This window comes from Wolbachia endosymbiont of Rhagoletis cingulata (assembly GCF_048537655.1).
Taxonomy (GTDB): domain Bacteria; phylum Pseudomonadota; class Alphaproteobacteria; order Rickettsiales; family Anaplasmataceae; genus Wolbachia; species Wolbachia pipientis.
On the sequence record NZ_CP175927.1, the window covers coordinates 334,786 to 360,876 of the forward strand.

Sequence of the window (26,091 nt, forward strand, 5' to 3'; positions counted from 1 at the left end):
TTTTATGGTGAGTAACAATGGAGTATGTAGATAGGTTAAAAGTTGCTTATGACTCCAAATTTGAGCTAATTTTACTATAAATTAACATGGTTAAGACCTATATTTGATATCACTACTATAAGAGCATGATGGATTATGCTTTAAAGGAGTGCAAAAACTGCTGAAGCTTATACAGTAACCTGCGGAGCCACTTCAGCAGAATAAACAAACACATGCCAGTATTAGTAGAGAATTATTTATAAGTCAACTAACTTTTTCAAAAATATTTTAGCAAGAACATCAGTGTTGTGAAAAAAAGTTCAAAACCTTCCAGCCTTGGTAACTATTTACACAATACATACTTTTAGCTCTTAGCTATCTAAGGAATTCACTGGAGATTGATTACTATAAATGTAATTCATATTATGCTTAGTAATAAATGTATCGGAAAACGAACTTTTAACAGCACTCCATGTACTCGTATCAGGATCATTTTGTTTTCCTTCTATAACTTTGTCACAAAACTTCTCGACAGCATAACCTACTTAAGATGACTATTTCTTAAGACTAGATCACTGATTAACTGCTCGAGATAGACCTGCTTGTTGAACATAAGGTTGTTGGAGACTACCTGGCTGTTGACCAAAAGCAACCACAGAGCTATGTCTTACATCTACCTCTACAAACTCATTACCAATTTTTATAAGGGAACCTTCATCTGTTGCACCTTTATTAAAAACAGCATATATCAGTTTCACTTTGCCAGCATCAGTAATTACCTTATACGCTTCACCTTCTTTATATCTTTTCAACTGGTCCTTAGCATCTTTTTCTTTTTTATCCAATTCTCCTTTCTTAGCAAATTTTAGCTCTATTCCAACTGGGGGGTATTCTTTTTTTTGATCAGTAGCATTTATAACCAACATAACATCCAACTTCTCTCCACCACCTATTTGAAATTCAGTAATAACTTTTATATTATCTTCTCCGTAGCTACTAAATAAACCATGCAATACAGCTTGAAATGTAGCCTCATTGCTTATTAATGATTTGAAAGGATGTAGTATATGAGAAATTTCTTCAAATAGTTTTTTGTAATCATCATATTTACCAGATTCTATAGCTTTGCTCAAAGCTGCTTTAAATTTTTTATTTTCCACAATTCGAGTAAAATTACCTTGTAAAATTTCTTTACCTCTTTTGTATTTGTCCAATGAGTCATACGTATTTACTGTAATTCCCTTATTCTTATTACAGTACTGATCAAATGGATTCTTATTACTAGGTGTACTGTATAAGTTACAGGTTATTTCTTGTATCTTTATGTCATTGACGTTTTGAATTCCCCTAATATTTTCAATAGGAATTCCTTTATTATCTGGCACTCTCAATGCAAATTCATTTTTTTCATTTATGTTGAGTATAAGCACCTTCTTACCTAAAGTTAGCACTATAGTTGTAACACAATCCTCAATACTTTCTTTTGCTGCTTCTGGGCGTTTCTGTGATCCAGTAACCATTTTATCATTTTGATCATAAATAAAAATATGTTTACCTAACTTTTCACGCTTAATAATATTAGAAATAAGTACTAGCTGACCTAAGATCATTCTGCTGACATAATTAATATTATCACTTCCACCATTGCTCCAAACAATTCCATAGTAAAGATACTCTAGCTGTGTTCTTATCACCTCAGCATTCGCTGCTTCAGTGCCAAGTAACTTTTCTATTACAGAATTACCTTTTCTGTTCAAGAATTGCTGTGCAAAAAGTAAATATTTAGGATGGTGGTTCATTTCAAAATTTAACCCTACACAAACTGCTTTATTAGCTGTAGTAACCATTCTAATGGAGTTGAAAAAGTAGCCTTTAACATAATCTTGCGCTTGCTCTATTGCTTTTTGTGCTGTACTCTTTTCATCTGTTTTTGCTTTAAGCTCAATAATCATGGGAATAGAGCTTAGCGACTTATCAGAACCACGTACAAGTAAAATAATGTCTGCATAACCTTTTCCAGCAAATAATTCGAGATAAAGTTTTAGGTGAAAACGATATTTAAAATTCATTAAGAATCCCGCTAAAAAGCCATGGTAACTTGATTCTTTACCTTCAAATTGTTTTTTAACTCCTTTATCACCTTTATATTCATTGTAGACATCAGTAATATATTTCAGCACTTTTTCAGTTGTATTCATTACCTGCTCATGGCTTTTATTTGCTAACCCTCCAATTAAATCTTTTAAGTTTTCTTTTTTGCTTTTTATTAAAGTAAATTTTTTTGCCTGTTCTGAATCATAAGGACCTACTTTAGGATTTTCCGTCACGTCACAAGCAACCTTTCTTTCCTTTTCAATTGTTATACTATATATAGTTTCTCTGAGATTTTCATATCTTGAATGTATATTTGCCAATTCTTCTGGATCAAATTTTGGTTTATGATTCTTTTTATCGGATACTGCAATATAGATTAATTTTTCACTTATTGCCTTAGAATCTTCAGTTAATACAGCTAGCTTTAAAGTACCATGATCATCAAAACGAAAGTGAATTTCCTTAACCTTAACATCTTCAAAGTCAGCAAGATCTGAATCCAACAAAGTGGCAAAAGCGCCAAAGAAGAAACTAGGGAAAAAGCCTTCCTTTCCAACTGAGTGTAAGAAAGAAGGAGACTGATCAATAAATGACTGAAACCTTTTTTGAAAATCTAAAAACTCTTCCCTTGATGTATTTTCTATCAATAGAAGCTGCACCAATTCAAGTGGCTTTGTAATATTTGGCATATAATCTCCTATTTGCTATGGCTTGAAGATTTTACGTTATACGGGGTATCAGTCAGGCTAAAACTTGATTGTGGTAAACCAGATGGTTCACCAGCCCCATCATTACCTTGAACAACTGGATCCTCTTTTTTGTGCTTAAAGGACTTATCTAGTTCAGAAAAGAGCTGTTCTATCAGCTGTTGATCTTGAGTAAATTGCTCTTCACCAATTCCATGCACTGCACTCATTCTATTTATTAAAGAATCCTGCATTTCTTTAACTTGTGTATGTTCAACACACTCCAATATTCCTGATATTTCCTTCTTTCTATTTTCATTACTTGGACTTTCCTTTCTTAATTCTGCTATTAAATTCGTTACCATTACAATAAAAGAGTAGTCCTTAAATACAGACTTTCTACACTCTTCAAAATTTTTATGTTTCCAAGCATACATAATAGTTTCTCTAGTTTGCTCAGCTAAATCTGAATTTAGAAGCATCTTTTTTGATAATGATGATAGGATAACCCCATACTGCTCGAACGAAAGACCATTAGATTCAAGTAAGTTAAATAAATTCTTAAAAGAGTCAAAGCAGTATTCATCGATCAGTTCACTTAATACTGCATAATAAGTATTTTCCTTATAATCTCTATTTAGTAATTTTTTCTTTTGTTCATCATCCATTTTAGACAGGCAAAACTCTATGGTGTCTACTTCTTTGTAACCCTTTACTGCAGATAAAGCTGCTTCAATTAACAAATTATTTTTATCTTGACTAGAAATACTGGAATCATTGTGCAATTTATTATAGAAGAACTCTATACCTTCTTCCCAGTTTTTATTAGAATTTATCTGTATGGATTTTTGCAAACCTTCAACTGATTTATATTCGTTTAGTTTTCCAATCTGCTTATCAATAAGAAAAGACCAGAAAGCTTCTATAGGGCTAGTTTCTTCGATATTTTCCAATAATTCTCTTCTCAGATCATCATCAGATCCATCCTCTTCAAAGGCACTTCTCTTAAATCTCATAAATACTTGTTCAAACAATCCAGGAATCTTATCTTCTAGACAATATTTACATGCCAAGTAATATCTATCTGCAAGATCAAGCGGATTTTCTTTTCCATTTTTATTTTTTTCTTCAGTTAGCCTTTCACCAACAGCTTTATTTTTTAATTTTATTCCATCCCAACAAGAATTATCAGAGAATATATCAGAGAAAAATTTTAATTTTCCCTCATCAAAATCTTCAATTAATTGAATATAAACCCTTAGCCATCTTTCTACTCTAAGGTGTTTTCTCGCTTTAACTTGATTATCGTCGCCTTTAATAGCACCTTTTAATATATCAAGTATTTTATTGTAATTGTGATCCAAACCAGATTCCATACCCGCAACTCCATTTTGTATTTTAATATAAACTTTAGTCTAGTAAATTATCGTTGCCAAGCCAATCTTTTTCTCCAAACCTTACCACTGCACAAGAGGAAATTTCTTGAGAGCCAAGTATGATATTTTCATTCTAATAATTAATTGTAAAACACTTTTACTTACGGAAAAATAGACCTTGCTGTAACTAAAGAAATTCCTATTTTAGTGCCACAAAAATTTGAATTATTGACTCTTCCTAAGATTGCAAAAAGGGTCGTATATTTGTGAGAACAAGCCGCGTAAAAATAAGGTTATAAAAATAGAAGATTTAAATTATTTTAATAAGCTTAGGTAAAACAGTTCGTATGTAGATATGGATCAAATGGGCTAATATGGCTAGTTTTAGCGTATAATGAAATCACTATATTAAAAAGTTCGTATGTATTGAGTGGTAGACCACGCGATTCCAAACCGAACACCTCTCACGCTTGCTGGTTTTGTTGCTGGAAATGGTTGCATCGTTTAAATTTATTAATGTTATATACTACCAAATTAATAGTTACTCATTTAAGAACCTCCTTCAACTTTACCCAACTCGACACATATACTTTTTGAAACATTGCTGCAAGTAGAAAAAAACAGGTTACCCACCTTAACTTCTTTAAATTTGCTCACAATCTCCACTTGACGCATAAAGTTTTTGTTACACTCCTTTCATCTACCGATTACCTCTACCTACCGCCTTTGCTAAGGTCAGAAACACGACTAGCTTCAGGACTTTCTAAGCTCGACTGTGGCAGGTCACCAAAATTACTGGAATCACTAACACCAAGCGATATAGGTGCTTCTACTAATCCATACCCTCCTCCTACTCTGTGATATCCTAATTCTAGATAAGTACGTAGTAATGGATCAATTTGTTCTCTATTTTGAATGTACGCTTGCAATTGCACATCTTGAAATCCCGGATCATTCCTGAATAATTGTGAAATGCCCACTCTTATGTTCTGAAAGTAATTTCTATCTCTGTTTGGGTGGCCTCTTCCAAGAAAATCGCGTATTATATTTATGATATTCTGCACTTGCCCAACAGGATTTTCGTTTAGAACTCGATTAATATCACTAGCATTTTCTAATGCCCATAAACCACAATTCCAACCATCTGTTTGCTGACGAACAGAAACATCATTAATCCTGATATTATTTCCTAAGTTATTTTGAATGATATCGGTAATACCACCTGGAACAGCAGTAGCAGTTGAATCAGCATAGTACCCAACATAATTTTCATTTTGACGTTCAATCACTAGTGTAATCCAATGAGTATTATTTAAAGTAATGATTAAAGTTAAACGCTGTTGTTCTTCATTTTCCCTAAATTGATTTAATACTCTAACAATGTGCTCGTTACCGTCATTCCTTGCCAAATTAGCTACTTCAAAAGTGTGATTACCTTCAGTACGAAGCTGATATCGCAATCTTCCAGCGTGAGCTATATCAATTTGTTGAAGCCAGTAATCATAATGTCCATTTCTCGTCGCAAATTCTAGTGTAATTAGATCACTCACTTCTATCCCTTGATTTCCAAGAATATCTCTTATTTGTCTTCTTATTCCTTGTGCTGTAGGAATGGAATTATCACCTCCCCTTATTCTTGACCTTAGTATTTCTAGGAGTTGTTGTATACTACCTTCGAAGGTAATAATACTAACACATCGATTATCACCTAGATCAAACGGTAAAATCCGGTTCCGTCCGGGATTTTCTCGAATATAATTTATTAAATTTTCACGAGTCTGATCTGATAATAGACCTTCTGGTGGATTTTCATCAATAACACTTTCAGGTCCCACTAATCCTCCTGGTCTTGAGCTGCGACCATGACGATCAAGCCTGTGTACATACTCTTCTCTTCCTATCCCTTCTGGGAAAAGTATAAGATTACCTGCTTCGTGTGCATCTCTATTAAACACAATAGGAAACAAAACCACCTCATTTCCAGAAGTAATAGGTATAAATCCTCTGTGTTGTTTCTTAAGTCTTCCGATTTCTTGTCTCGCATCATTTTGCTGTTGTCTTACTTCTTCTGCATTACCAGCAAATCTTAATACATATCCAATTGGATGAGTATCTGCTGTAGGTTGTCTTAATAATAAAAGGTCTAATCTCTGTTCTGTAATTCTTGTGAGTATTACCCTTTCTCCTTCTTCTTCCTGCCCCCTTTTCAAACTATATGTTTGACCAACTTTATACATAGCAAGCACTTTATAAGGATTATCACTAGCATAAAATGTACCATGTAGTATAGAACGAAATTTATCCTCACTATTAACATTTATTGCATCCATAAGTGGCATCAATGCTCCAGAGATCTCTTGAAATAGTTCTCTATGCTGACCTACATTTTTCCAGCCATCATTCATAACCCTTCCCGAAATACCATGTACATTTTCAGTATTAGGCACTTGTACAAGATCACCATCAAGAAAATTATTTGCATTATTATTTTGATAATTGGGATATAAACCAAGGTCATTTGGTAGATCAATATCTAGCCCAAGTTGGTCATTAAGTGTGCATGAAACTTCCCATACATGAATATTATTCCTATTAATATTAAGATCTTGCAAGTTGATGGCTCCTTGTTGTTGCGCATCGTGAGCTCTAATATGAAATATAACTATATCAGAACCTTCAGCATGAAAGACCATAGTTAAACGTCTTAAATTCTCATCGTTATATCTAAATACATACTTTGCTACAGGTAATTCCCCTCCCCCTGCGAGTTGTAAATGATGCCTATCAAAAGCACTACTCCCAAAAACAAAGCCAGTTATGCAATCAAATATTCTATTATAATTCTCTGCATTTCTTGGTATTTCATTAGGAAGATGTTGAGGCAAGAAATCTCTAATATTTTCTCTAATTCCTTCATTCTCCAAACACTCAAACAATCTTTGTACTAAAGGAAATCTATCCTGTTGAAGCCCTACCGTATCAACCATAAAAGGAATTCGATTGAAGTTAAAATTTAATCCAACACAAACAGTATGCTCTGATGTGGTATGAATAGGTATAAATGAAGAAGTATGTAACCTTCCAGCGTACCCTATGGCACGGTTTAATGCAGTACGTGGCAATGTTGTTATTTCTGTAGCAAGATTGATAACAACAGGAATGTTTCCCCTTTCCGCTTGATGACGTACAAGAAAAGCAACATGTGAGTTTCTAGGAGATAAGTCAAGGTCAATGCCTATTGCGTAGCGATGACTAAAATTTGCTAAAAACCCTAGTAAAAACCCGTGACTCTCAAATTTTTGATTGCGATTTTCAATATTATTTTCTAGCGCTTGTCTGCAATTATCATAGATGTCAGTGATGTATGGCAAAACTTCCCTGTGCATTCTACGTTCTACATTTTGTCTTTGGTTATTTGCTAGTATTCCCATAAAGTTGTCAATCCTTTGTTGACCTTGTGCTACCTGTGCAAAATTGGCTGATCTATCAAGTTGTCTGAGCTGATTTTGATTGGGTTGTCTTCCTTTTATTTCCTGAATTGTCAATCCGTGATCTCCTAAGAGTTGCCTAAGAAGACTAATCTCAGATGCTGAATACTTGGCAAATTTATCTCTACCTCTAAAATCCTTTTCACGAATCACCTCGAATACTGTTGCAATTGCCTCTCCCTGACTCTTGCCCTTTCCATGCATGCATACTTTGTATTGCTCAAAATTTAAGTCTTCCGCCCTTAAATTCGGATTTTGCCGTCTAATCTCTCGCACTAGAGCATTTCTCTCCCTTGTACTGAACCTTAACCCATCACTATTAGGACGATCAGAAATACTGTAACATCTGACAACTTGCTGTCCGTCACGATAAACAGCGACTTTTAGGTTCCCTGTATTTCTATTTCTACCACCTGTATCAATACCATGATTATCAAAACGAAAATACACTCTCTCATTTGCATTTAAGATATTAGCATCATGTGCAGTAGCAAACATACTAAAAAAGAATACAGGAAGGAAACGACCTGCACTCACATGATACAAGAAAGATGGACATTGATCTAAAAAAGATTCAAATCCTTGTCTGAATCCTTCAAGATCTCCATCCACCAAACTCCTAATAAGCCCATCACCATTACTCATACAAAATACCCCTTATTTACTACGACCAGAAACACCAAGAGTTCATAAGTGGATTACTTATTACCACTAAGCGTAAAGACGCTTTTTTTCTTATAAGAAGAAACACCACTTACACTAGGAGTTCCAAGCTCAGACTGCGGACTATCATCAAGTGGCAAAGTTGTTTTCTTACTACCATGAGCTTTAGATCGTGATCGCAAATTACTATAAGGACCATCACCTCCAGGACCAGGTGGTAAAATTGTTTTCTCTAACTCAGAAAACAATTCTTTCGCCAAATCATCGTAGTTTATACTTTCTTCCATTCCTTCCCTACCACATAATCTAAGATTTCTTGTTATTAATTTTTTAAAGAACTCAAACTTTTCAGGAAAGCAATCTTTAGCAAATAACATTACATCTAATATTTCTTTTTTCTCTACTTCTTTTTCCTCATCAGACTTATAAATGTCTTCTCGTTTCCAGTTAATTATTAACCCTGCAAGCATGTCCTGTATAGGAACTATACAATTAGAAATATTAACAGAAATCTTTCTGTATTCAATAAAGCAGTCACATTTCCAAATCTTCATAATAAGAGATCTAGCTTGAGTACTTGATTCAGGATTTTTCAACATTACGTTTGAAAGTGAGTAAAGGAGGAGGTCATACTCATCCTGTGAGAATATTTTCTCTGAATGGTCTCCTCCTGCTGAAACGTCTTTATAACACCAGCACTGTACTAAATCATGAACCGTATCAAAAAAACATGACTCTATTAATTCAGCAAGAAGGGAATATACTCCCTTATCTTTCTGCAGCAATTTCTGTAAAAGAGTATCTTTATCAGCTATATTCCTTACGCAAAAATCTAAAATAGGAGCATCTTTCTCAACAGATTGAGGACGAGAAAGAGCAATAATAGCTTCTGTAAGCTTCTTTTCTTTATCTTCTTTTAAATGATTATAAAAATACTCTACTCCTTCACTCCACTTAAGTTTTACAGCACTATCAAAACCTTCTACTGCATCGTACTGCTTTAATTCCCCAGATTCTCTATCAATCCAGAAATCAAACACGCTACCATTTCTTTTTATAGTATCCAGTAGGGAGTTTCGTACGTATTTATCAGTTATAGGATTACCACTACCATCACGCGCACCAGGACGAAAACCGTTCTTGAGAAACTCAAATCTTTTTTGAAAGAGAGGATGAATTTTATCTACTACACAGTAACTACAAGCCATCTCATATTTGCGAAGTGGATTATCTATTCCACCTATTTTTTCTTCAGTAAACCTTTGACCTAAAGCAGCATTATCCAACCTTACACCTGACCAGCAACCTTCATCTTGGAATACATTGTGCAAAAACTTCAGCTTATCATCCTTGAAGTATTTTATGTGCTCCATAAAGTTATCTTGAAGGACTCCCACCCATCTCTTGATAGCTGACTTCCTCCCGGCAGCAACTGTTGTATCTGGATGTTTAATAGCTTCCTGTAATTTTTTGGACATCGTAGCCCGAAGCTCTTTCTGTGTTGGCATTAACTCCTCCTATTGAATGTCTTATGTAAAAGTGGCATTATACAAACACCAAAATGGGCTTGCAACATAAAAATTACTAGAATAGAAAACTTAATAAAAAACGTTATGGCTAAAACTTCTTTTCTTGAATTTTCTTAATATAATCAACAGAAAACCCTGTTATTTCAGCAATAACATCAATAGAAACACCCGCCTTGAGTGAATTTTTAGCCACAGCTATTTTAGCCTGTTTTTCGCCCTCTTCGCTGCTTTTTTCATGTCCGATGAGGATGACTTCTGTGTTTATTGGCTGATAACCGTAGTGCAATGATTCCCTATTATCCAATCCGGTGCTTCTCTGCCCTTTTCCCACTTAGCAAATCTCATCTTTTCATGTAGGTAGTACTTTCTATAGGCTGTTATGGGACTACTACATTTATACCGGTCTGGCAGTGCTTGTATAAAAGTTTGTATATCTGCTGATTGAAAAATTAGCAAATCCTTATTACTATCACACCAATCTACTATTTCTTCGGATTTATGCGTTCTTTTGTATCGCCAGGTGTACTCTTTACATAATTCTCTTCCGTACTCTATCAACCAACAAAAGTTCCCTTTCGACTGTCTAGCCCATAAAGAGCAAGGATGGTTTTTGTGAGTAAGTTTATATGGAACTTCTATATTTTGGTTTGTGATACTGACAAAAGGATTTGGCGCTTTTAATGCGATTGAAAAAACACTACTAAGTAATTGAGCAGTTTCTAATGGCATTTTCACTATGTGCTTATCGCATAACATTCGTGCTGCAATTACTGGGTTTTCATCTAGTATAAAGATGTTCATCTAGACACCCAAAGAGCTTAAGTCTTTGACTTCGTTAACTGTAAGACCAGTAGTTTGAACTACGATATCGGTAGAAACCCTGCTTTAAGTAGATTCTTTGCGACTGCTATTTTAGCTTGCTTCTCACCCTCTTCTCTGCCTTTTTGATGGCCGATTTGGATGCCTTCTAGTCTACCTTCAGCAGAAGCATCATCAAGGCGTTGAGCCCAAATAGCCTCTTCTTTCTGTACACTCAAAACTCTTTCTTCGTATGCTGCTAGATCCTCTTCTTCCCAACGAAACTTGTCTAATTCATCATATGCTAGCTTTATTATTGGCGCTTTTTCTGCAATATCTTTTAGGTCTTCATCTGTAGTATCTTCTGCGTACTTGAAAAAAAAGCACCAGCGCTCTATTGTACTCTCTAGCTGCTCTACTTTATTTTTTGCAAATTTAGGCAACTCAATAAAGACAAATTGAAAATCTTTTAAGTAATGTCCGTTAGTCTTAATATCACGTACATTGTGAGTGGAAATATACTCAACCTCTGGAGGAAATAGCGTACTATTGGAAATAGCGATAAAGAATACTTTCTTAAAATCAACGTAATTGCCTGATTGTCTTGAGTAAGCTTTAGCAGCATAAAGTTGGGCACGTTTTTCGAAGCCTTTATCACGAGCGAGTTGGTTAGGTAAGGAAGTAGTATTGCTACTACTCCCTCCCTTAGAAACGCAGCATGCAGGTTTCCCCACACTACGCTTGAGCCCCTTATCTAAGTCCTTCTTTTCTCGAACCGGCTTGTCCTTCATGATTCCTCAGAAAACATCATTCTTAATGGTGACACCAACAGTAGAGAACCTTCTCTTGAGAAAGAGCTTGCTAACATTTTTGTTTGTTTCACTCTTTCATCAAAATACTTTTTCCATTTTAAGTCAAGTGGATTTGCATCCGCCCTGATTTTAACATGTCGTCTGATAGGTATATCAATCAACCTAAGCAGTCTTAAATACCTTATCTCTTTCGGTTTGTTCTTGCATATGGGTGCAGCAAAGACCCATTGGCGTTGTTTCATTACCTTGAAGTAACGATTCTTTATCCAACGTAATCCTTTACGAGGATGTCTTTTCTTTGCCCATTTCCATAGAGCACACATAATTTCATGGTCTATTTTGTTAAAAGCTCTTTTCGCACACACATGGCTGTAGTAATTTCCCCATCCCCTTAATAGGGAATTGAGCAACTTGATTAGTACGGCCTGAGTGTTCGCTATGTTTGCCTTTATCAATGTACGTGCTTTATTAAGAAGTTTCTTAATACTTTCTTTTGAAGGTTTTATAATTAACTTCTTATTATACCTGCGTACATTACAACCAAGAAAGTCAAACCCTGTTGTAATAGATGTAATTTTTGTTTTCTCTTCGGAAAGGATAAGACCTCTCTCCTGAAGAAAGGACGATACTAGAGGTTTTACTTCATTTTCCAGTACTTCACGTGTGATTCCTGAAATGATAAAGTCATCTGCGTACCTGATTACATTTACTCCACTTCTGATTTTGCTTCTTCTTTTACTGCCAAGTTTACCAAATTGACTTTCCAATGATTTTTCAAGTCCATTTAGGGCTAGATTTGCTAGTATTGGAGAGATGATACTACCTTGTGGGGTACCTGCAGTTGTGGAATACAGAGTTTTTGATTCTAGGAAGCCAGCTTTTAACCAGCTATGAAGAATTTTCTTCTCCATAGGAATATGCTTCATGAGCCATTCATGGTTAATGTTATCAAAACACCCTTTAATATCACCTTCGAGTATCCATTGTAGTTGGTTACGGCTTGCCAGTAACAAGTGACAAGCCACAGTAGCGTCTGCGCAGGATCTTTTTGGTCTAAAACCATAAGAGTGACGATCACTGATCGTTTCAGCTATCGGTTCCAAAGCAAACAAGTATAATGCTTGCATGGCTCTATCTTTTATCGTAGGGATTCCAAGAGGTCTTCTTTTGCCATTAGACTTACTGATGTATATCCGTTTTAGCGGAGAAGGTTTGTATCCTCTTTGTTTTAATAGCTTTATTCCTTGAAATTTTGTGTTGCAAGTTGACCATATTTGACGATCTACACCTGCTGTGTTTTTTCCTTGGTTTTCAGTTACTCTCTTAACCGCCAAAGCTTTGCCGCTAAAAGAGCGTGTGAGAAGGTGTTGTAAAGTTTTCACCTTACCCCATCTGCCTTGTTGGACAGCCTTAACAATACGCCTCTGTAGCCTCATAACAACTTTTTGGCATTTCTTCCAGGGTAACTGGTTCCATGCTTCGGAGTTATTGGTAGGTGCACTTACAGTTGTACTTGTAATCATCTGCTTTCCTACCTTAAGTGGTTAACAAAGTTTCTTGTCATGAGGGACCAAATGGAAGTCTGCTCGTTTTCACGCGAATTAATGTTACAAATTCTATCCATTTCGTTACAAAATGGCATTCGCTTTCTCCATTATCCTTTACCTGCACATCCATCAGCATTCCTTGCGGGTTGCCTGCCATATAGGCGAAAATACAGGCTTATCCTGTTCCTTTTGTCATACAATAGTGGGTTAGGTGGCTTCTCTATACCGGTGGAATTATTATTTGCGTACATCCAGAAATGAAAAATGTAACTCATCCACATTACCTTTTGGTCGGAGCTTATCAGCATCTTTAGCTCTTTAATCGTTACGATACTTATGAAGCTTCACTTACGTTCACCATACCACTAAGCCTAGCCCTCCAACCACATGATGCTTGTAGTTTATGCTTTCTCTCACGATTGAGCATCTTCTTTATCAAGAGGAGGTTCATTGTCCGCGTCGCTCGGCACCAACTGGTTACCCAATTCGCACTGATGCGTAGACTCAGATGGCAAAACATCTGGTTCAATAAGCTTTAGAATCCTTTCAGTTTCTTTCTGAATGAATTCCTCTCCTTTTAAACAATATGACCGAAGGCTTTCAGGTCGCACCATTTCCGCAATATACCTATTTCCGTATGAATCCTTACAAAGAACATCAACAATACTCTGTTTATCAGAAGCAATCTCAGGATCCATAATAGTGCTAAGAAACTTAACATCTTGAATTGTGTTAACACCAGTAAACCCTAAGATGTCATTCAAAAAGTGGATAAGAATATTCTTATTTTTTTCAGTGCCGAACACTCGTTTGAAGGGCAGGTCAAATTTAGGATCGAGAAATTTAGAAAAAGCCATAAGACGTTAACCTAAAAAGCATCAGTAATTATACACAATTCTGAAGAAATATTCAACTCTTTTATGCTAAGGTCTATTAAAGTTAGCTGAATTTCAAGAGTTGGCTAAAAAACTACTTTCATAGATGGCCCTAGAATGCTACTACGCACCTTAGATATCCTTTTATACATCTTTTTATAATCCCCTCATAAAGTACCTTTAAAGCCCAGTAAATGAACTCATGAATTTAGTAGCTATAAAAAACTTCAAAAATACCTATTTTTGGTGTGAGAGGCTAATCTCCTAATAAAATACGAGCGTAAAAACTCAATTACCTAACATCGCGAGATTAACCTCCCACACTTTACATTATAAAGGACTCAAAACTTGATATCAACATTTTTGGTGGCTAAATTTACATTAAGGCTATACCCTTGCCAAGAAGCTGAAATATAGGAATCATGAGATTCAGAAACCACTAAAAAGAGACATAAATTGAAGACCATAGCAATATAAATTTTTGCATGATTTTCAATTAAAAATTCTATAATATAGCATGAGCATTTTCAACAAAACGTATGTTAGTACAACTTCTATCCAAGACTCCCAAGCAACTAAAGGAGCATTGTACATTATTAAGCAGTGAGGAAAAGCAAAGTCTTTATAGCGAAGTGTTAAATGAAGTTAAAAATACATCCAGAGATTCAAGAGGCGGTATAGATCAGCTAAAGAAGTTGAGTAAAGTGGCTGTTGTGATAGAAGAAACTATTGATCTAGAAAAGTTTAATGATGACCATCCACTAAGAGAAGTTAATATTGCAATCTATGCTCCTGAAGAAGCTAAGAACTACTTATTTAGCCTTAGTGATTCATCAGAACTGTATGATTTGAAAGAGGATAGAGAAAAAGCAATTTATCAGGCAATTAAATCAAATGATAGGGAGTTAGTAAAACATCTATTAATGATCCTTACGTCAGGTGATATTGAACTTGAATTTTTTAAGGAATTAGAGGTGTTACTGTCGAGAGCATATGAAGAATTAAAGGAAAAATTATCGCAGGATATGAAAAATTATCTAGAAAAAAATATAAGTTTAAAACGCTTTGTGTGTAGCAATGTTAACGTATTAGTAGCAGAGCCTACTGACGTACGAGCAATGATCAATCTATTTATAGTTCAATCTGGTGTAAATTATAAAATTGATGAGTTGTTACTGATTAAAATAGCAGAAAGCTTAGAAGAAGGAGAATTACACTCACAAGTAAATCAGATGATAGAGACGCTGAAAAAACATGAAAGGTTTATGGAATTGGAATACAAGGTAAAAAGGTTAAAATTAGAACTAGCAAGTGGAAAGAGCAAATATTCGGCTGAGGCTATGAAATCTAGCATAGAAGAGCGAGAAAGAGAAATGAGAGAGATTGGAGATAAAAGCGACCAGGTAATAAGAGAAAGGGAGAAATTATTATCGAGGTTAAGCAATAATTCTAATAGAAGACATTAGTGTGCGAATTGGCAGAAAGCCTAAGCTATAAAGTTAGGCAAGAGATAAGAAATCGTAGATTAAGGCTGGGATATACTCAAAAGGATTTAGCAAGTAAAATTGGTACAAAGTATCAGGTCATACTACAATATGAAAAAGGAACACGTAGAATTTCAATTAAGAAATTATATGCCATAGCAGAAGCATTATCGACAAGTGCTAGAGTTCTAGTTTCTGAACAAACAGTATCAAATGAAAAAAGGTATGAGGGAGAAGAGATATTAAATCTAGTAAGAAGACATAAAGAAATTAAGGATCAAGAATTACGTGAGATATTTTATTTATTAACCAAATTCATCCGTATTAGTGAGGAAAGAAGTGGAAAAGCGGTGAAAATAGAAGTGGCAAAGGGTTTAGTTAAGGCAGGAGTTTCTGCTCACGTTATCTCTCGAACAACTAACTTATCTATTGGTGAGTATGAGGAGAACAAAATTCCCATTGATTCTATTCCATACAAAGTAGGGCAAAGGATAAAAGAGTGGAGGTTGAGACGAGGATACACTCAGGAAGATTTAGCGAATAAAATCGGGGGGATAACAAATCAAGGAATATACGAATATGAACAAGGACGAGCTGCTGTTTCACTTGAAACGTTAGATGAAATAGCAAAGGTATTATCAATTAATATCATAGATCTACTTCCCGAATCGACAGAAGATGAGGTAGAAAATGAGCTATCGAATTTGATAGAAGAATACAAAAAGATAGAGAGTCAAGAGTTACGAGATGTGCTGATCAAATCTTTATTTGAAGGCATACGAGTTTGTAGGGAAAAGGTCAGAGAAGCAAAAAAGGTTGAAGTTGCAAAAAGTCTAGTTAAAGAAGGAATTTCTGCTGATATTATCTCACAAACAACTGGTTGTATGATTGGAAAATTTTTGTAATAAAATAAAAGTTTACAGCCAGTCAGAACAGTGGATTTTGATGAAGCTTTGTGATAAGTATATACATTAGTTTCTATAAATAACATATGTCTACTTCTGTAAGAAAAATAGCTGTTAGCGACTTTAGCTACGTTAACCTAGAGCATATTGGCTCAATAAACTATGAAATGGGGAAAAAGATAGAAGGTTGTAGGATAATACAAGGATATACCCAGGCAAAATTAGCAAGCAAAATTGGGTTAACATATCAGGAAATACATAACCTTGAACTAGGGTGTAAGCCTATTACAGTCAAAGGATCATATATAATAGCAGGAGCATTATCAGTTAGTGTTATAGATCTACTTCCAGGACCAACAGTACTAAAAGAAAACAGTTGGCATGAAGATGAGGATGAAGAAATAGTCTATCTAACAAAAATACATATAGAAATTAAAGATCAAGAATTACGCAAGAAGCTTTATCCATTAATAAGATTTGTATATGTTAGTGAAAAAACTAGTCAAGAAGAAGTAAGAATAGGAGTTGCAAGGAATCTAGTTAAAGAAGGAATTCCAGTTGATATTATTTCCCAAGCGACTCGCTTATCTATTTACGAATATGATGATACAGAGAAAGAAATTTGTACTGATTCTACACTCTACAAAGTGGGGAAAAGGATAAGAGAGCAGAGATTAATACGGGAATACGCTCAAGAGGATTTGGCAAATAAAATCGGTTCAACATCTAAAGAAATACATAACTATGAACGAGGATACACAGATATTCCAATTGAAATATTAGATAAGATAGCAAAGGCATTATCAGTTAACATTAAAGCTCTATTTCTTGAACCAACAGAATATGAAAATGAGGATGGTAAAGCAGAAAACAAGCTATTGAGGTTTATAGATGAATGCAAAGATCAGGAATCCCGTGATATAGTAGGTGCGGTAGTTAGATCCTTATCTGAAGGTATGAAGACTAGCAAAGAAAAGGTTAAAAAAGCAGAGAAAATCAGGGTTGCAAAAAATCTAGTTAAGGCAGGTGTTGCTATTGATATTATATTGCGAACATCTGGTTTATCATCTGAAGAAATTGCACAACTCAGATAAATAGAGTTGAGATTACAGTTTTTCTTTCAGAATTAATTTGTAAAATTCCTCCTCACTTAAAATTTTAATACCTAGCTCCAAAGCTTTTCTGTATTTTGCCCCAGGTTTTTCGCCCACAACCAAATAATCTGTTTTAGGTGATACACTTGAACTCACAATTGTGCCTAAAGATTCGATTTTTGCTTGAGCTTCTTTTCTTTCCATTGTCAACAGCTTACCAGTAAATACCACTATTTTTCCGCTAAGAGGGGAATTGCTAACTACAGGCAGAATGGTCAACTGAGAAACGAGGTCGTTTACCATTTTAACGTTATTCTCGTCAGAGAAAAAAAACTCTAAGGAATCTGCAATCTTTTCTCCTACACCGTTTATGCTAATTAGTTGATAGGGAACTTCGCTATCATAAGATAATATGGTCTCATACCAACTATCATAAGATCTATAATGATTGGCTAATATTTTTGCTACACTTGGCCCGACAGATTCAATCCCTAAGGAAGATATGAATTTTTCAAGAGTTATAGTTTTTCTGCTATTGAGAGAATTCAATAGATTAGATACGGATTTCTCAGCCCATCCATTTAGCTCACTTAAGTTGAAATTTTCAAGTTTTTCTTCGAGAGTAAAAATATCAGGAATTTGTTCTATCAAGCCAAGATCGTAAAAGAATTCTACTTGTTTATTGCCAAAACCTTTAATGTCAAGAACTTCCACAAAATGTTTTAACTTTCCTATTTGTTGTGCTGGGCAAACGTCTCCACCTGAACATCTAGCCCAGTCATCAATACTACTCCCGCATTCGCGGCAAGTGTCAGGAAAAACAAATTTTGGTGCATTGCGAGAACGGGCACTTTTATCAACACTTATTATTTTAGGAATTACATCGCCAGCTCGCTCTACTACCACTACGTCTCCTTCTCTTATGTCCTTACGTTCAATTTCATCTTGATTATACAGGTTTGCTCTAGTAACGACTATCCCTCCTATATTTATTGGAACTAATTCAGCAACTGGAGTCAATTTACCTGTTCTGCCTACTTGTACCGATATCTTCTTTATCTTGGTTTTTCCACGCGCTGCAGGAAATTTATGAGCTATTGCCCATCTAGGAGCTTTATTTGTGTTACCTAGACGATCTTGTAGCTGTAAATTATTGATTTTATATACTACTCCATCAATATTATAACCTAATTCATGGCGATTATCGTAGGTTCTGTTGTAGAATTCCAGCATTTCATCCACATTTTTTGCTAAGCATTGATGTTCATTTACACAGAATCCAAGCTTTTTTAGCTTATTTAATACTTCAGACTGGGTATTTTCTGTTCCACCGATCAAAGAGTAAGCAAAATATTTCAGCGGTCTCCTAGCGGTAACTTCTGGATCCAATTGTCTTAATGAACCTGACGCTGTGTTGCGCGGATTTGAGAAATTCTTATTTAATTTTAAAAAATCGTCATTTCTTATGTATACTTCCCCTCTCACCTCCAATCTACCCTTTACACCTTGCAAAAATTTAGGAAAGTCTTTTATTGTTGCAACATTGTGAGTGACATCTTCTCCTACAAAACCGTCGCCTCGAGCTGCAGCTTTAACAAATCTTCCATCCTCATAAATCGCAGAAAACGACACCCCATCGATCTTTGGTTCACATATGATTTCCAACTCATGTACATTCAGAAGTTTTTTAAGAAACTCTTCAACTTCATCTCGTCCGTGAGCCTTGTCCAACGAGAGCATTGGTACAATATGTTCCACCTCTAAAAATCTTCTATCAGGCGCAGTACCAACGGTTTGAATACCTACTTTTTTCACCAGCTCATCATATTCCGCATCGGTTATTTCTGATATATTTTCCCGATAGTACAACTCATTGTGGCGTTTTATTTTTTCTTGTAATGCATTTTTATTCATAACTTACCTCTACTACTACTGTTCTAGTATACAGCGCCAGTTGTAAATTAATTATTAACTCGCGCACTCGCTGCCAGCGTATTTTACGGGTAAGATATTCGTGTTGCTAGTGCATTTTATTAAAAGGATAATATTTAAATAGAAATAGCAAGGCATTTAACTAATAGAGACCAGGATCTTTTCGCCATATGTGAGTAATAAAGCTTTAATATAATTTAATAACACTATATAAATCTTCAATATCTGTGAAAAAATGACTACTACCACAAAGAAAATAGCTCCTGATTCTTTATGCTATCAAATAACTCAAAAGGCAAAGGATATTAGGTTAAAGATGGAATGCTCTCAGGCTGATTTCGCAAAAAGAGTTGGTTTAGCAAAGTCAGCAGTTACAAATTATGAGCTAGGAATATACAGCATTGAACCCACAACTCTCGAGAGGATGGCAAAAAAATTATATTATGATATTGAAGTTTTCTTTCCTGAGCCACCAGAAGGATTTTATATTAATCGTGAAGATAAGAAGGCATTTAATTTAGTGCAAACCATAAAAAGAATTAAGGACCCGAAAGTTCGTGAGGCAGTTTGTACACTAACCAGATCTTTGTCAGAAGGAATCGAAATTAACAAGGTTACAACAGAGGTAAGACCTGTAAGATTCCAAATGGCGCAAAAGGCAAAAGATTGGCGGTTGGTTAGAGGTTCTACACAGATGGAATTGGCAGATAAAGCAGGATTATCCCATAAGCAAATATACACATATGAAAAAGGGATAATACCATCGTTCAAAAATACGCCTGAATTAGCGAAAGGATTATCAATAAGTTTTGTACTTCTACTACCTACATCAAAAGCAGAAAGTTATTGTGAAGATGGTCAAGGAGAAAACAAAATATTAAATATAATGAGAGAATATCAAAAAATTGAAAACAAAGAGATAAAAGATTTATGGCGTTCATTTTTGACCAAGTTAATAAAGATTCATGAAAAGGAAGAGAAAAAAGGCTAACGTTACCTACCTCTTCCCTTATATTTCCCCTGGGTTGAAGACTGAGCCTTTACAAATAGCTCCCAGTAACCTTTTTCATTGCCTTCTTCCTGTATCAATTGTGCTAGACGCTGCATCAATTCACCATTCAGTATAACCATTTTTGTCCATTTGCCCACTGGCTTTGCAACGCCAATTATTTTTAGATTTTCTTTATAAACCTGATTCTCTTTGATATCATGATTCTCAAGCTGTTTTTTTTCACTCTCTCCCAGATTGACGAGGTTTTTGTATATTCTTCTGAAAAAGAGAAATATTTTAATAGCAATAATTAATATTATACCGTATATAACGATTTGCTCGTAGGACATTGTTGCACTCCAACTATTCTAAGGTTATTCCATGAAGCAGAAACAATGCTACAATTTTTTTGTTTCGGTTTGCTACAGCGTTTTCCAGTGCTGTATAACCTTCTTCAGAGTTATAAAAACATTTCAGATGAGCGTTTGCCTTTCTGTCTAGTAATAACTCAACAATTTCTTTATTGCCTTTCATAACAGCAAGGTGCAGAGGAGTACAACCATCTTTCCCTATTGCATTAATATTTGCCCCGTTTTGCAGCAAAATCTCCACAAAATCTTTACAATTGGATGAAACTGCAAGGTGCAAAGGTGTATGTCCATCTTTATTTTCGATGTTGATATAAGATCCTCCTTTTGCTAGTAATCCCAATATTACACCATCAGAGCATTGAGCTGCAATATGTAGCGGTGATTTACCTAGGTGATTTTGGCAATTGATGTCTGCACCAGATTGTAATAACTTTTGCATAACGTCCATACATCCATACTTTACTGAATAATGCAAAGGAGTGTCGCCATCGATATTCTGAGCATTAATATTTTCGCTTATTGCTATAATAACCTCTGCTATTGCTTTGGATCCATATCGAGAGGCAACGTGTAGTACTGTATTACCTTTTCTATCTGCTAAGTTAACATTAGCATCGTGTCCAACGAAGAAAAGAAATAAGTTGTAAAGATCGCGTTTTGCAGAGAAATGTAAAATTTTAGTACCAAATCTAGTATTAATAATAGTTTTGATAGTCTCGAAAACGATCAATGAAGAGCATTTAATGAATATTATAGCTACAGCACCAGGGATGCATATAAATGCGGTAGTAGACATTTCTCATTGGAATGAAAGTGTAGATTTTAAATTAGCAAAAGAAGATGGGATATTGGGAGTTATTCATAAAGCAACGCAGGGGTTAAAATATATAGATCCAACATACGTGGAAAGAAAAAAAGCCGCTGAAGAAGAAGGACTTCTGTATGGGGCATACCATTTTGGAGTAGGAGAAAACGGAAAAGACCAAGCTGAGCATTTTTTAGAGACAGTAAGTGATAGTTCTAAAGTTCTACTTGCTCTTGATATAGAAGAAAACAAAGATGGAGAAAACATTACACCAAAACAAGCTGAAGATTTCGTTAACAGGGTTTATTTAATAACTGGACGTTTGCCACTAATTTATGGAAGTCCTAGTTTTCTAGAAGATTTTGCTACCCCAACTCTAACTGAATGTCCACTATGGTTAGCAAAATGGGGAAAAGAGCCGACATTACCAATAGGGTGGAGAAAATGGACTCTATGGCAGTATACTGACGGAAAAAGCGGAGAAAAGCAAAATTCAGTAGAAGGCATAGGACCATGTGATCGAAATAAATTCAATGGGACATTAGAAGAATTAAAAGATTTTTGGATATCATGATGTTACTCAAATCATTCAAACAATTATTCCACAAATCACCAAAACCAAAAAGCTCAGCCTGGGACGCTGCAGGATCAGGAAGAAGAGTGATGTATTGGCAAGGAGAGTCAGGAAGTATAAATAATTTGCTGTCTCAAAGCTTAGAGCACCTGCGTAGTCGGTCACGTGACATGGTAAGAAAGAACTCCTATGCAGCAAACATCATCGATACGATAGTAAGTAACTCTGTTGGGACAGGAATAAAACCGCAATCAAAAGCCAAAGATGCAGAGTTTCGGAAAAAAGTGCAAGAATTATGGCTGAGATGGACGGATGAAGCAGACAGTAGCGGAATGAGTGATTTTTATGGATTACAAGCTTTGGTCTGTAGGAGCATGATAGAAGGAGGGGAATGTTTTGTAAGACTCCGAACAAGAAAACGAGAAGATGGTCTTTGTGTGCCGTTGCAACTGCAAGTACTTGAATCAGAGCATTTAGACAATAAGAGCAATCAAACCCTTGCCAACGGTAATGTAATTAGAAACGGCATTGAATTTAACCGACTTGGGCAGAGAGAAGCGTATTACCTTTTTCGAGAACATCCAGGAGAAGGCTCGTTTGGCGAATCAGTGAGAGTGCCAGCAAACGATGTTTTGCATATCTATAGACCGCTAAGACCTGGGCAGATTCGAGGAGTACCATGGTTGTCCAGTGTACTGTTAAAGCTCTATGAACTTGATCAATATGACGATGCGGAATTAGTGAGAAAAAAGACTGCAGCGATGTTTGCGGGATTTATTACCAGACTTGATCCAGAAGCGAACATCATGGGAGAAGGAGAGAGTAATGAACAAGGGGTAGCATTATCTGGTCTTGAACCTGGGACTATGCAACTTTTAGACCCGGGAGAGGATATAAAATTTTCAGAACCATCAGATGTTGGAGGAAGTTATGAAGCATTTATGAAACAGCAGCTCAGAGCAATAGCAGTAGGCACAGGGATAACGTATGAGCAGCTAACAGGAGATCTTACCAACGTTAATTATTCATCGATACGAGCAGGGTTAATAGAGTTTCGCCGGAGGTGCGGGATGTTACAGCATAACATTTTAGTATTTCAATTTTGCCGCCCGGTATGGGATAGGTGGTTAGAATTAGCCCTACTCTCAGGAGAACTCGATATAGGCGAAAAAAAAACGGCAAAAAAAGAAGTAAAATGGATAGCACAAGGATTTGATTGGGTAGATCCGCTAAAAGACCAGCAAGCACAGCAAATGGCGGTAAGAAATGGGTTTAAGAGTCGATCGGAAGTGGTGTCAGAACTGGGTTACGATATAGAAGAAATCGACCAAGAAATAGCTGAGGATCAAAGGCGTGCTAATGACCTAGGTTTAAGCTTTGATACCGACATAAATTCTAACGCTGAGGTAATATGAAACAACAAGCAATTTGGTTAAATAAAGCTGTAATGGTAGAACCAAGGAGTTTTGAACTATTATCATTACATGCGGCAAAACATCCGACGTTTAAAAATATAAAACATGCAGTAAAAAATAGTGAAAGTGGAATAATACCAATACATGGAATCTTGACGAAAAAGTCAGAAGCTTTTGATGATGTGTTGGGGATGACATCGTATGAGAAGATACGTGAAGAGATAGAAGAAGCTTTAATAGATGAAGAAGTAGAAACAATAATTTTGGACATAGACAGCCCCGGAGGGGAAGTAAACGGTTTATTCGACCTTTCTGACTTTATTTACGAAGCAAGGACATTGAAAAAGATCGTAGCAATAGCAAATGATGATGCGTATTCTGCAGCATATGCAATAGCGTCAAGTGCTGAAAAGGTATATGTGAGCAGAACATCTGGGGTAGGAAGCATAGGAGTAATAGCAAGTCACATTGATCAAAGCGCTTTTGATGAAAAGCAAGGAATAAAATATACGACAGTATATGCTGGAAATCGAAAGAACGATTTAAATCCACATGAGCCAATAACATCAGAGAGTTTGGAAAGCTTGCAAGGAGAAGTAGACCGACTATATGAAATGTTTGTTGAGCTTGTAGCAAGGAATAGAAATCTTTCAACGGGAAAAATTAAATCAACGGAAGCAGGGCTATATTTTGGCGAGAAAGCAATAGAGATTGGACTTGCGGATGGAATGACAATTCTTTCATCTATTAATAAAAATAGGAGTATTACTATGAATGAACAAACTACAACTGACCTAGAAACTGATAATTTAACTAAGTATCGTACTGAAGTTCTTGAATTAATACGTTTGTGTAATTTATCAAAGATGCCAGAGAAGATAGGGGAATTTATCGAACAGGATGTAAATGCAAAGCAAGCCCAAGAGATATTAATGTCAATACTAGCGGAGAGAACGAAGAAGACAGAGATTTTGAGTACAATACCGCAAAATACACCGGAAGACTTGATGATGCAGGTAGCAAAAAGTCGGAGCATTTGATACCGCGGGATATAAAGCTAACATACGCCGCGGTAAATAAGTGTTCAAAATGCGCCACAATTATAGAGCAACATATCTTTTACCGCGGCGAATAGCGACTTTAAACACAGCGGAATAAACAAAGGAAAAAAGGGGGAGAAATATGACAAGCATAACTGAAACAAATAATTTAGGTAACTTATTAAAGTATGAGGCATCAAATCTATATTCAAGAGACCAAATAACAGTAGCAAAGGGGCAAAACCTAAAGCTTGGCATGGTTGTTGGTCGTGATAAAGATGATCTAATTAAAATTATAAACTTAGCAGCAACAGATGGGACGCAAACAGCAATAGGTGTAATAACAAGTGATGTAGATGCAAAAGAAACCACCAAAGCAGTAATCATTACACGTATTGCGATGCTAGCAGATCATGCAGTTGTGTGGCCAGCAAATATAACTGAAGAGCAAAAAACAGCAGCAATAAAACAACTAGAAACACGTGGGATTATCATTCGCAAAACAGTCTAATTTAAGGAGAAATTCAATGCAAAATCCATTTACAAATACAGCATTTAGCATGACGGCACTAACAAATGCGATGAATATATTGCCGATAAATTATGGACGAATTGAAAATTTAAATTTATTTCCAAGTAGGTCAGTGAGATTTAGACATATTACCATAGAAGAGCAAAATGGAGTTTTAAGCCTATTGCCAACGCAGTTACCCGGAGCACCAGCAACAGTAGGAAAAAGAGGAAAAAGAAAGGTAAGAACATTTACGATTCCACATATTCCACATGATGATGTAGTGTTACCAGAAGAAGTGCAAGGAATAAGAGCATTTGGATCAGAAAGTGAACTTAAAGCGCTGGCGGATGTAATAACTGATCATTTGCAGCTAATGAGAAACAAACACGCAATAACATTAGAGCATTTGCGAATGGGAGCGCTGAAGGGAATTATTCTTGATGCTGACGGGTCAGAATTATTAAATCTGTACAATGAATTTGAAATCACACCAAAAGTAGTAAATTTTGCCCTTGGAACAGCAACAACAGATGTAAAACGTAAGTGTCTGGAAGTACTCCGGCATATAGAAGATAATCTAAGTGGTGAATATATGACAGGAGTTCATGCCTTGGTAAGCCCTGAGTTTTTTGATGCATTAACTTCGCATAGTAAAGTGAAAGAAGCATATGAAAGATGGCAAGAAGGAGCAGCACTTCGAAATGATATGAGGTCAGGATTTACGTTTTGTGGAATAACATTTGAGGAATATAGAGGACAAGCAACAGATCCTGAAGGAACCGTGAGAAGATTTATAGAAAAAGATATAGGTCACTGTTTTCCACTAGGAACAGCGAGCACATTTACAACATATTTTGCACCAGCAGATTTTAATGAAACAGTGAATACTCTTGGACAGCCACTCTATGCAAAACAAGAGCCAAGAAGATTTGATAGAGGGACTGATTTGCATACGCAGTCAAACCCTCTGCCAATGTGCCATCGTCCGTCTATTTTAGTAAAAATAGTAACAACATAGTAGAGTCCTCACATAGAAAACTCTACTTATGGTTTTAATATGTGTTGAGTATGCTAAAAAAATATAAGGATGCAATATATTTTTAGAGGATTTTAGAAGTG

Annotated in this window: 19 protein-coding genes and 3 pseudogenes; 9 read left to right on the forward strand and 13 right to left on the reverse strand. The window is 35.7% G+C overall.

The genetic code is table 11. The features are described 5' to 3' along the window. Positions 1–551 precede the first annotated feature (551 nt). The 10 genes and pseudogenes from ACJZL3_RS01660 to ACJZL3_RS01705 form a co-directional block, all read right to left on the reverse strand. Positions 552–2,762 carry a hypothetical protein gene (locus ACJZL3_RS01660; RefSeq protein WP_353274265.1) on the reverse strand — a complete coding sequence of 737 codons (2,211 nt, stop codon included), beginning with the start codon at positions 2,760–2,762 and terminating at the stop codon, positions 552–554. An 8-nt stretch (positions 2,763–2,770) separates the two neighbouring features. After that, complete coding sequence (locus ACJZL3_RS01665; RefSeq protein WP_419198840.1) at positions 2,771–4,135, reverse strand: hypothetical protein; 1,365 nt, start codon at positions 4,133–4,135, stop codon at positions 2,771–2,773. A 713-nt stretch (positions 4,136–4,848) separates the two neighbouring features. Then, on the reverse strand, positions 4,849–8,268 hold the full coding sequence (locus tag ACJZL3_RS01670; RefSeq protein WP_419198841.1) for a cytoplasmic incompatibility factor CifB: 3,420 nt from the start codon (positions 8,266–8,268) through the stop codon (positions 4,849–4,851). Between the two features lie 53 nt (positions 8,269–8,321). Continuing rightward, positions 8,322–9,794, reverse strand: coding sequence for a cytoplasmic incompatibility factor CifA (locus ACJZL3_RS01675; RefSeq protein WP_419198842.1), 1,473 nt, complete (start codon positions 9,792–9,794; stop codon positions 8,322–8,324). Between the two features lie 109 nt (positions 9,795–9,903). Next, a pseudogene (locus tag ACJZL3_RS01680) lies at positions 9,904–10,071 on the reverse strand (Rpn family recombination-promoting nuclease/putative transposase); the annotation flags it as partial. A gap of 5 nt (positions 10,072–10,076) precedes the next feature. Then, positions 10,077–10,616: a pyrimidine dimer DNA glycosylase/endonuclease V gene (locus ACJZL3_RS01685; RefSeq protein WP_419198843.1), complete on the reverse strand. Its 540-nt coding sequence runs from the start codon at positions 10,614–10,616 to the stop codon at positions 10,077–10,079. Then, positions 10,617–11,404, reverse strand: a pseudogene (locus tag ACJZL3_RS01690) (Rpn family recombination-promoting nuclease/putative transposase). Next, positions 11,401–12,948, reverse strand: a complete 1,548-nt coding sequence (ltrA, locus tag ACJZL3_RS01695; RefSeq protein WP_006280223.1) for a group II intron reverse transcriptase/maturase — start codon at positions 12,946–12,948, stop codon at positions 11,401–11,403. The pseudogene ACJZL3_RS01690 and the gene ltrA overlap by 4 nt, the downstream one beginning before the upstream one ends. A gap of 37 nt (positions 12,949–12,985) precedes the next feature. After that, on the reverse strand, positions 12,986–13,129 hold the full coding sequence (locus ACJZL3_RS01700) for a hypothetical protein (RefSeq protein WP_173862902.1): 144 nt from the start codon (positions 13,127–13,129) through the stop codon (positions 12,986–12,988). A gap of 454 nt (positions 13,130–13,583) precedes the next feature. Then, positions 13,584–13,829, reverse strand: a pseudogene (locus ACJZL3_RS01705) (PD-(D/E)XK nuclease family transposase); the annotation flags it as partial. Positions 13,830–14,386: 557 nt separating this feature from the next. Here ACJZL3_RS01705 and ACJZL3_RS01710 point away from each other — a divergent pair. The 3 genes from ACJZL3_RS01710 to wmk (ACJZL3_RS01720) all read left to right on the forward strand — a co-directional run bounded on the left by ACJZL3_RS01710 (position 14,387) and on the right by wmk (ACJZL3_RS01720) (position 17,330). Further along, positions 14,387–15,313, forward strand: a complete 927-nt coding sequence (locus ACJZL3_RS01710; protein WP_419198844.1) for a hypothetical protein — start codon at positions 14,387–14,389, stop codon at positions 15,311–15,313. An 8-nt stretch (positions 15,314–15,321) separates the two neighbouring features. Then, positions 15,322–16,236, forward strand: coding sequence for a WO male-killing family protein Wmk (wmk, locus tag ACJZL3_RS01715; RefSeq protein WP_419198959.1), 915 nt, complete (start codon positions 15,322–15,324; stop codon positions 16,234–16,236). 86 nt (positions 16,237–16,322) lie between these two features. Further along, positions 16,323–17,330, forward strand: coding sequence for a WO male-killing family protein Wmk (wmk, locus tag ACJZL3_RS01720; protein ID WP_419198845.1), 1,008 nt, complete (start codon positions 16,323–16,325; stop codon positions 17,328–17,330). Positions 17,331–17,342: 12 nt separating this feature from the next. Here the strand turns inward: wmk (ACJZL3_RS01720) and ligA are convergent, their stop codons facing one another. Next, the gene (ligA, locus tag ACJZL3_RS01725) at positions 17,343–19,244 is read right to left on the reverse strand and encodes an NAD-dependent DNA ligase LigA (RefSeq protein WP_419198846.1); all 1,902 of its coding nucleotides are present in this window, start codon (positions 19,242–19,244) and stop codon (positions 17,343–17,345) included. A gap of 253 nt (positions 19,245–19,497) precedes the next feature. On the opposite strand from ligA, the gene ACJZL3_RS01730 reads away from it, so the two are divergent. Continuing rightward, the gene (locus ACJZL3_RS01730) at positions 19,498–20,253 is read left to right on the forward strand and encodes a helix-turn-helix transcriptional regulator (RefSeq protein ID WP_419198847.1); all 756 of its coding nucleotides are present in this window, start codon (positions 19,498–19,500) and stop codon (positions 20,251–20,253) included. A 2-nt stretch (positions 20,254–20,255) separates the two neighbouring features. On the opposite strand, the gene ACJZL3_RS01735 is transcribed toward ACJZL3_RS01730, so the two are convergent. Both ACJZL3_RS01735 and ACJZL3_RS01740 read right to left on the reverse strand, forming a co-directional pair. Then, positions 20,256–20,603 (reverse strand): hypothetical protein, encoded by a 348-nt coding sequence (locus ACJZL3_RS01735; protein WP_419198848.1) that lies wholly within the window; start codon positions 20,601–20,603, stop codon positions 20,256–20,258. Between the two features lie 13 nt (positions 20,604–20,616). Continuing rightward, on the reverse strand, positions 20,617–21,354 hold the full coding sequence (locus ACJZL3_RS01740) for an ankyrin repeat domain-containing protein (protein ID WP_419198850.1): 738 nt from the start codon (positions 21,352–21,354) through the stop codon (positions 20,617–20,619). A 13-nt stretch (positions 21,355–21,367) separates the two neighbouring features. Between ACJZL3_RS01740 and ACJZL3_RS01745 the strand changes: the two genes are divergently transcribed. The 5 genes from ACJZL3_RS01745 to ACJZL3_RS01765 all read left to right on the forward strand — a co-directional run bounded on the left by ACJZL3_RS01745 (position 21,368) and on the right by ACJZL3_RS01765 (position 25,990). Next, positions 21,368–22,003, forward strand: coding sequence for a glycoside hydrolase family 25 protein (locus tag ACJZL3_RS01745; RefSeq protein WP_419198851.1), 636 nt, complete (start codon positions 21,368–21,370; stop codon positions 22,001–22,003). Beyond that, positions 22,003–23,418: a phage portal protein gene (locus ACJZL3_RS01750; RefSeq protein WP_419198852.1), complete on the forward strand. Its 1,416-nt coding sequence runs from the start codon at positions 22,003–22,005 to the stop codon at positions 23,416–23,418. The genes ACJZL3_RS01745 and ACJZL3_RS01750 overlap by 1 nt, the downstream gene beginning before the upstream one ends. Further along, a complete protein-coding gene (locus ACJZL3_RS01755) occupies positions 23,415–24,458 on the forward strand; it encodes a S49 family peptidase (protein ID WP_419198853.1) in 1,044 nt (347 codons plus the stop codon). The genes ACJZL3_RS01750 and ACJZL3_RS01755 overlap by 4 nt, the downstream gene beginning before the upstream one ends. 142 nt (positions 24,459–24,600) lie before the next feature. After that, on the forward strand, positions 24,601–24,969 hold the full coding sequence (locus ACJZL3_RS01760) for a head decoration protein (RefSeq protein ID WP_419198854.1): 369 nt from the start codon (positions 24,601–24,603) through the stop codon (positions 24,967–24,969). Positions 24,970–24,985: 16 nt separating this feature from the next. Continuing rightward, entirely contained in the window at positions 24,986–25,990 is a 1,005-nt protein-coding gene (locus tag ACJZL3_RS01765; protein WP_419198855.1) for a major capsid protein, read from the forward strand. The last annotated feature ends 101 nt before the right edge of the window (positions 25,991–26,091 follow it).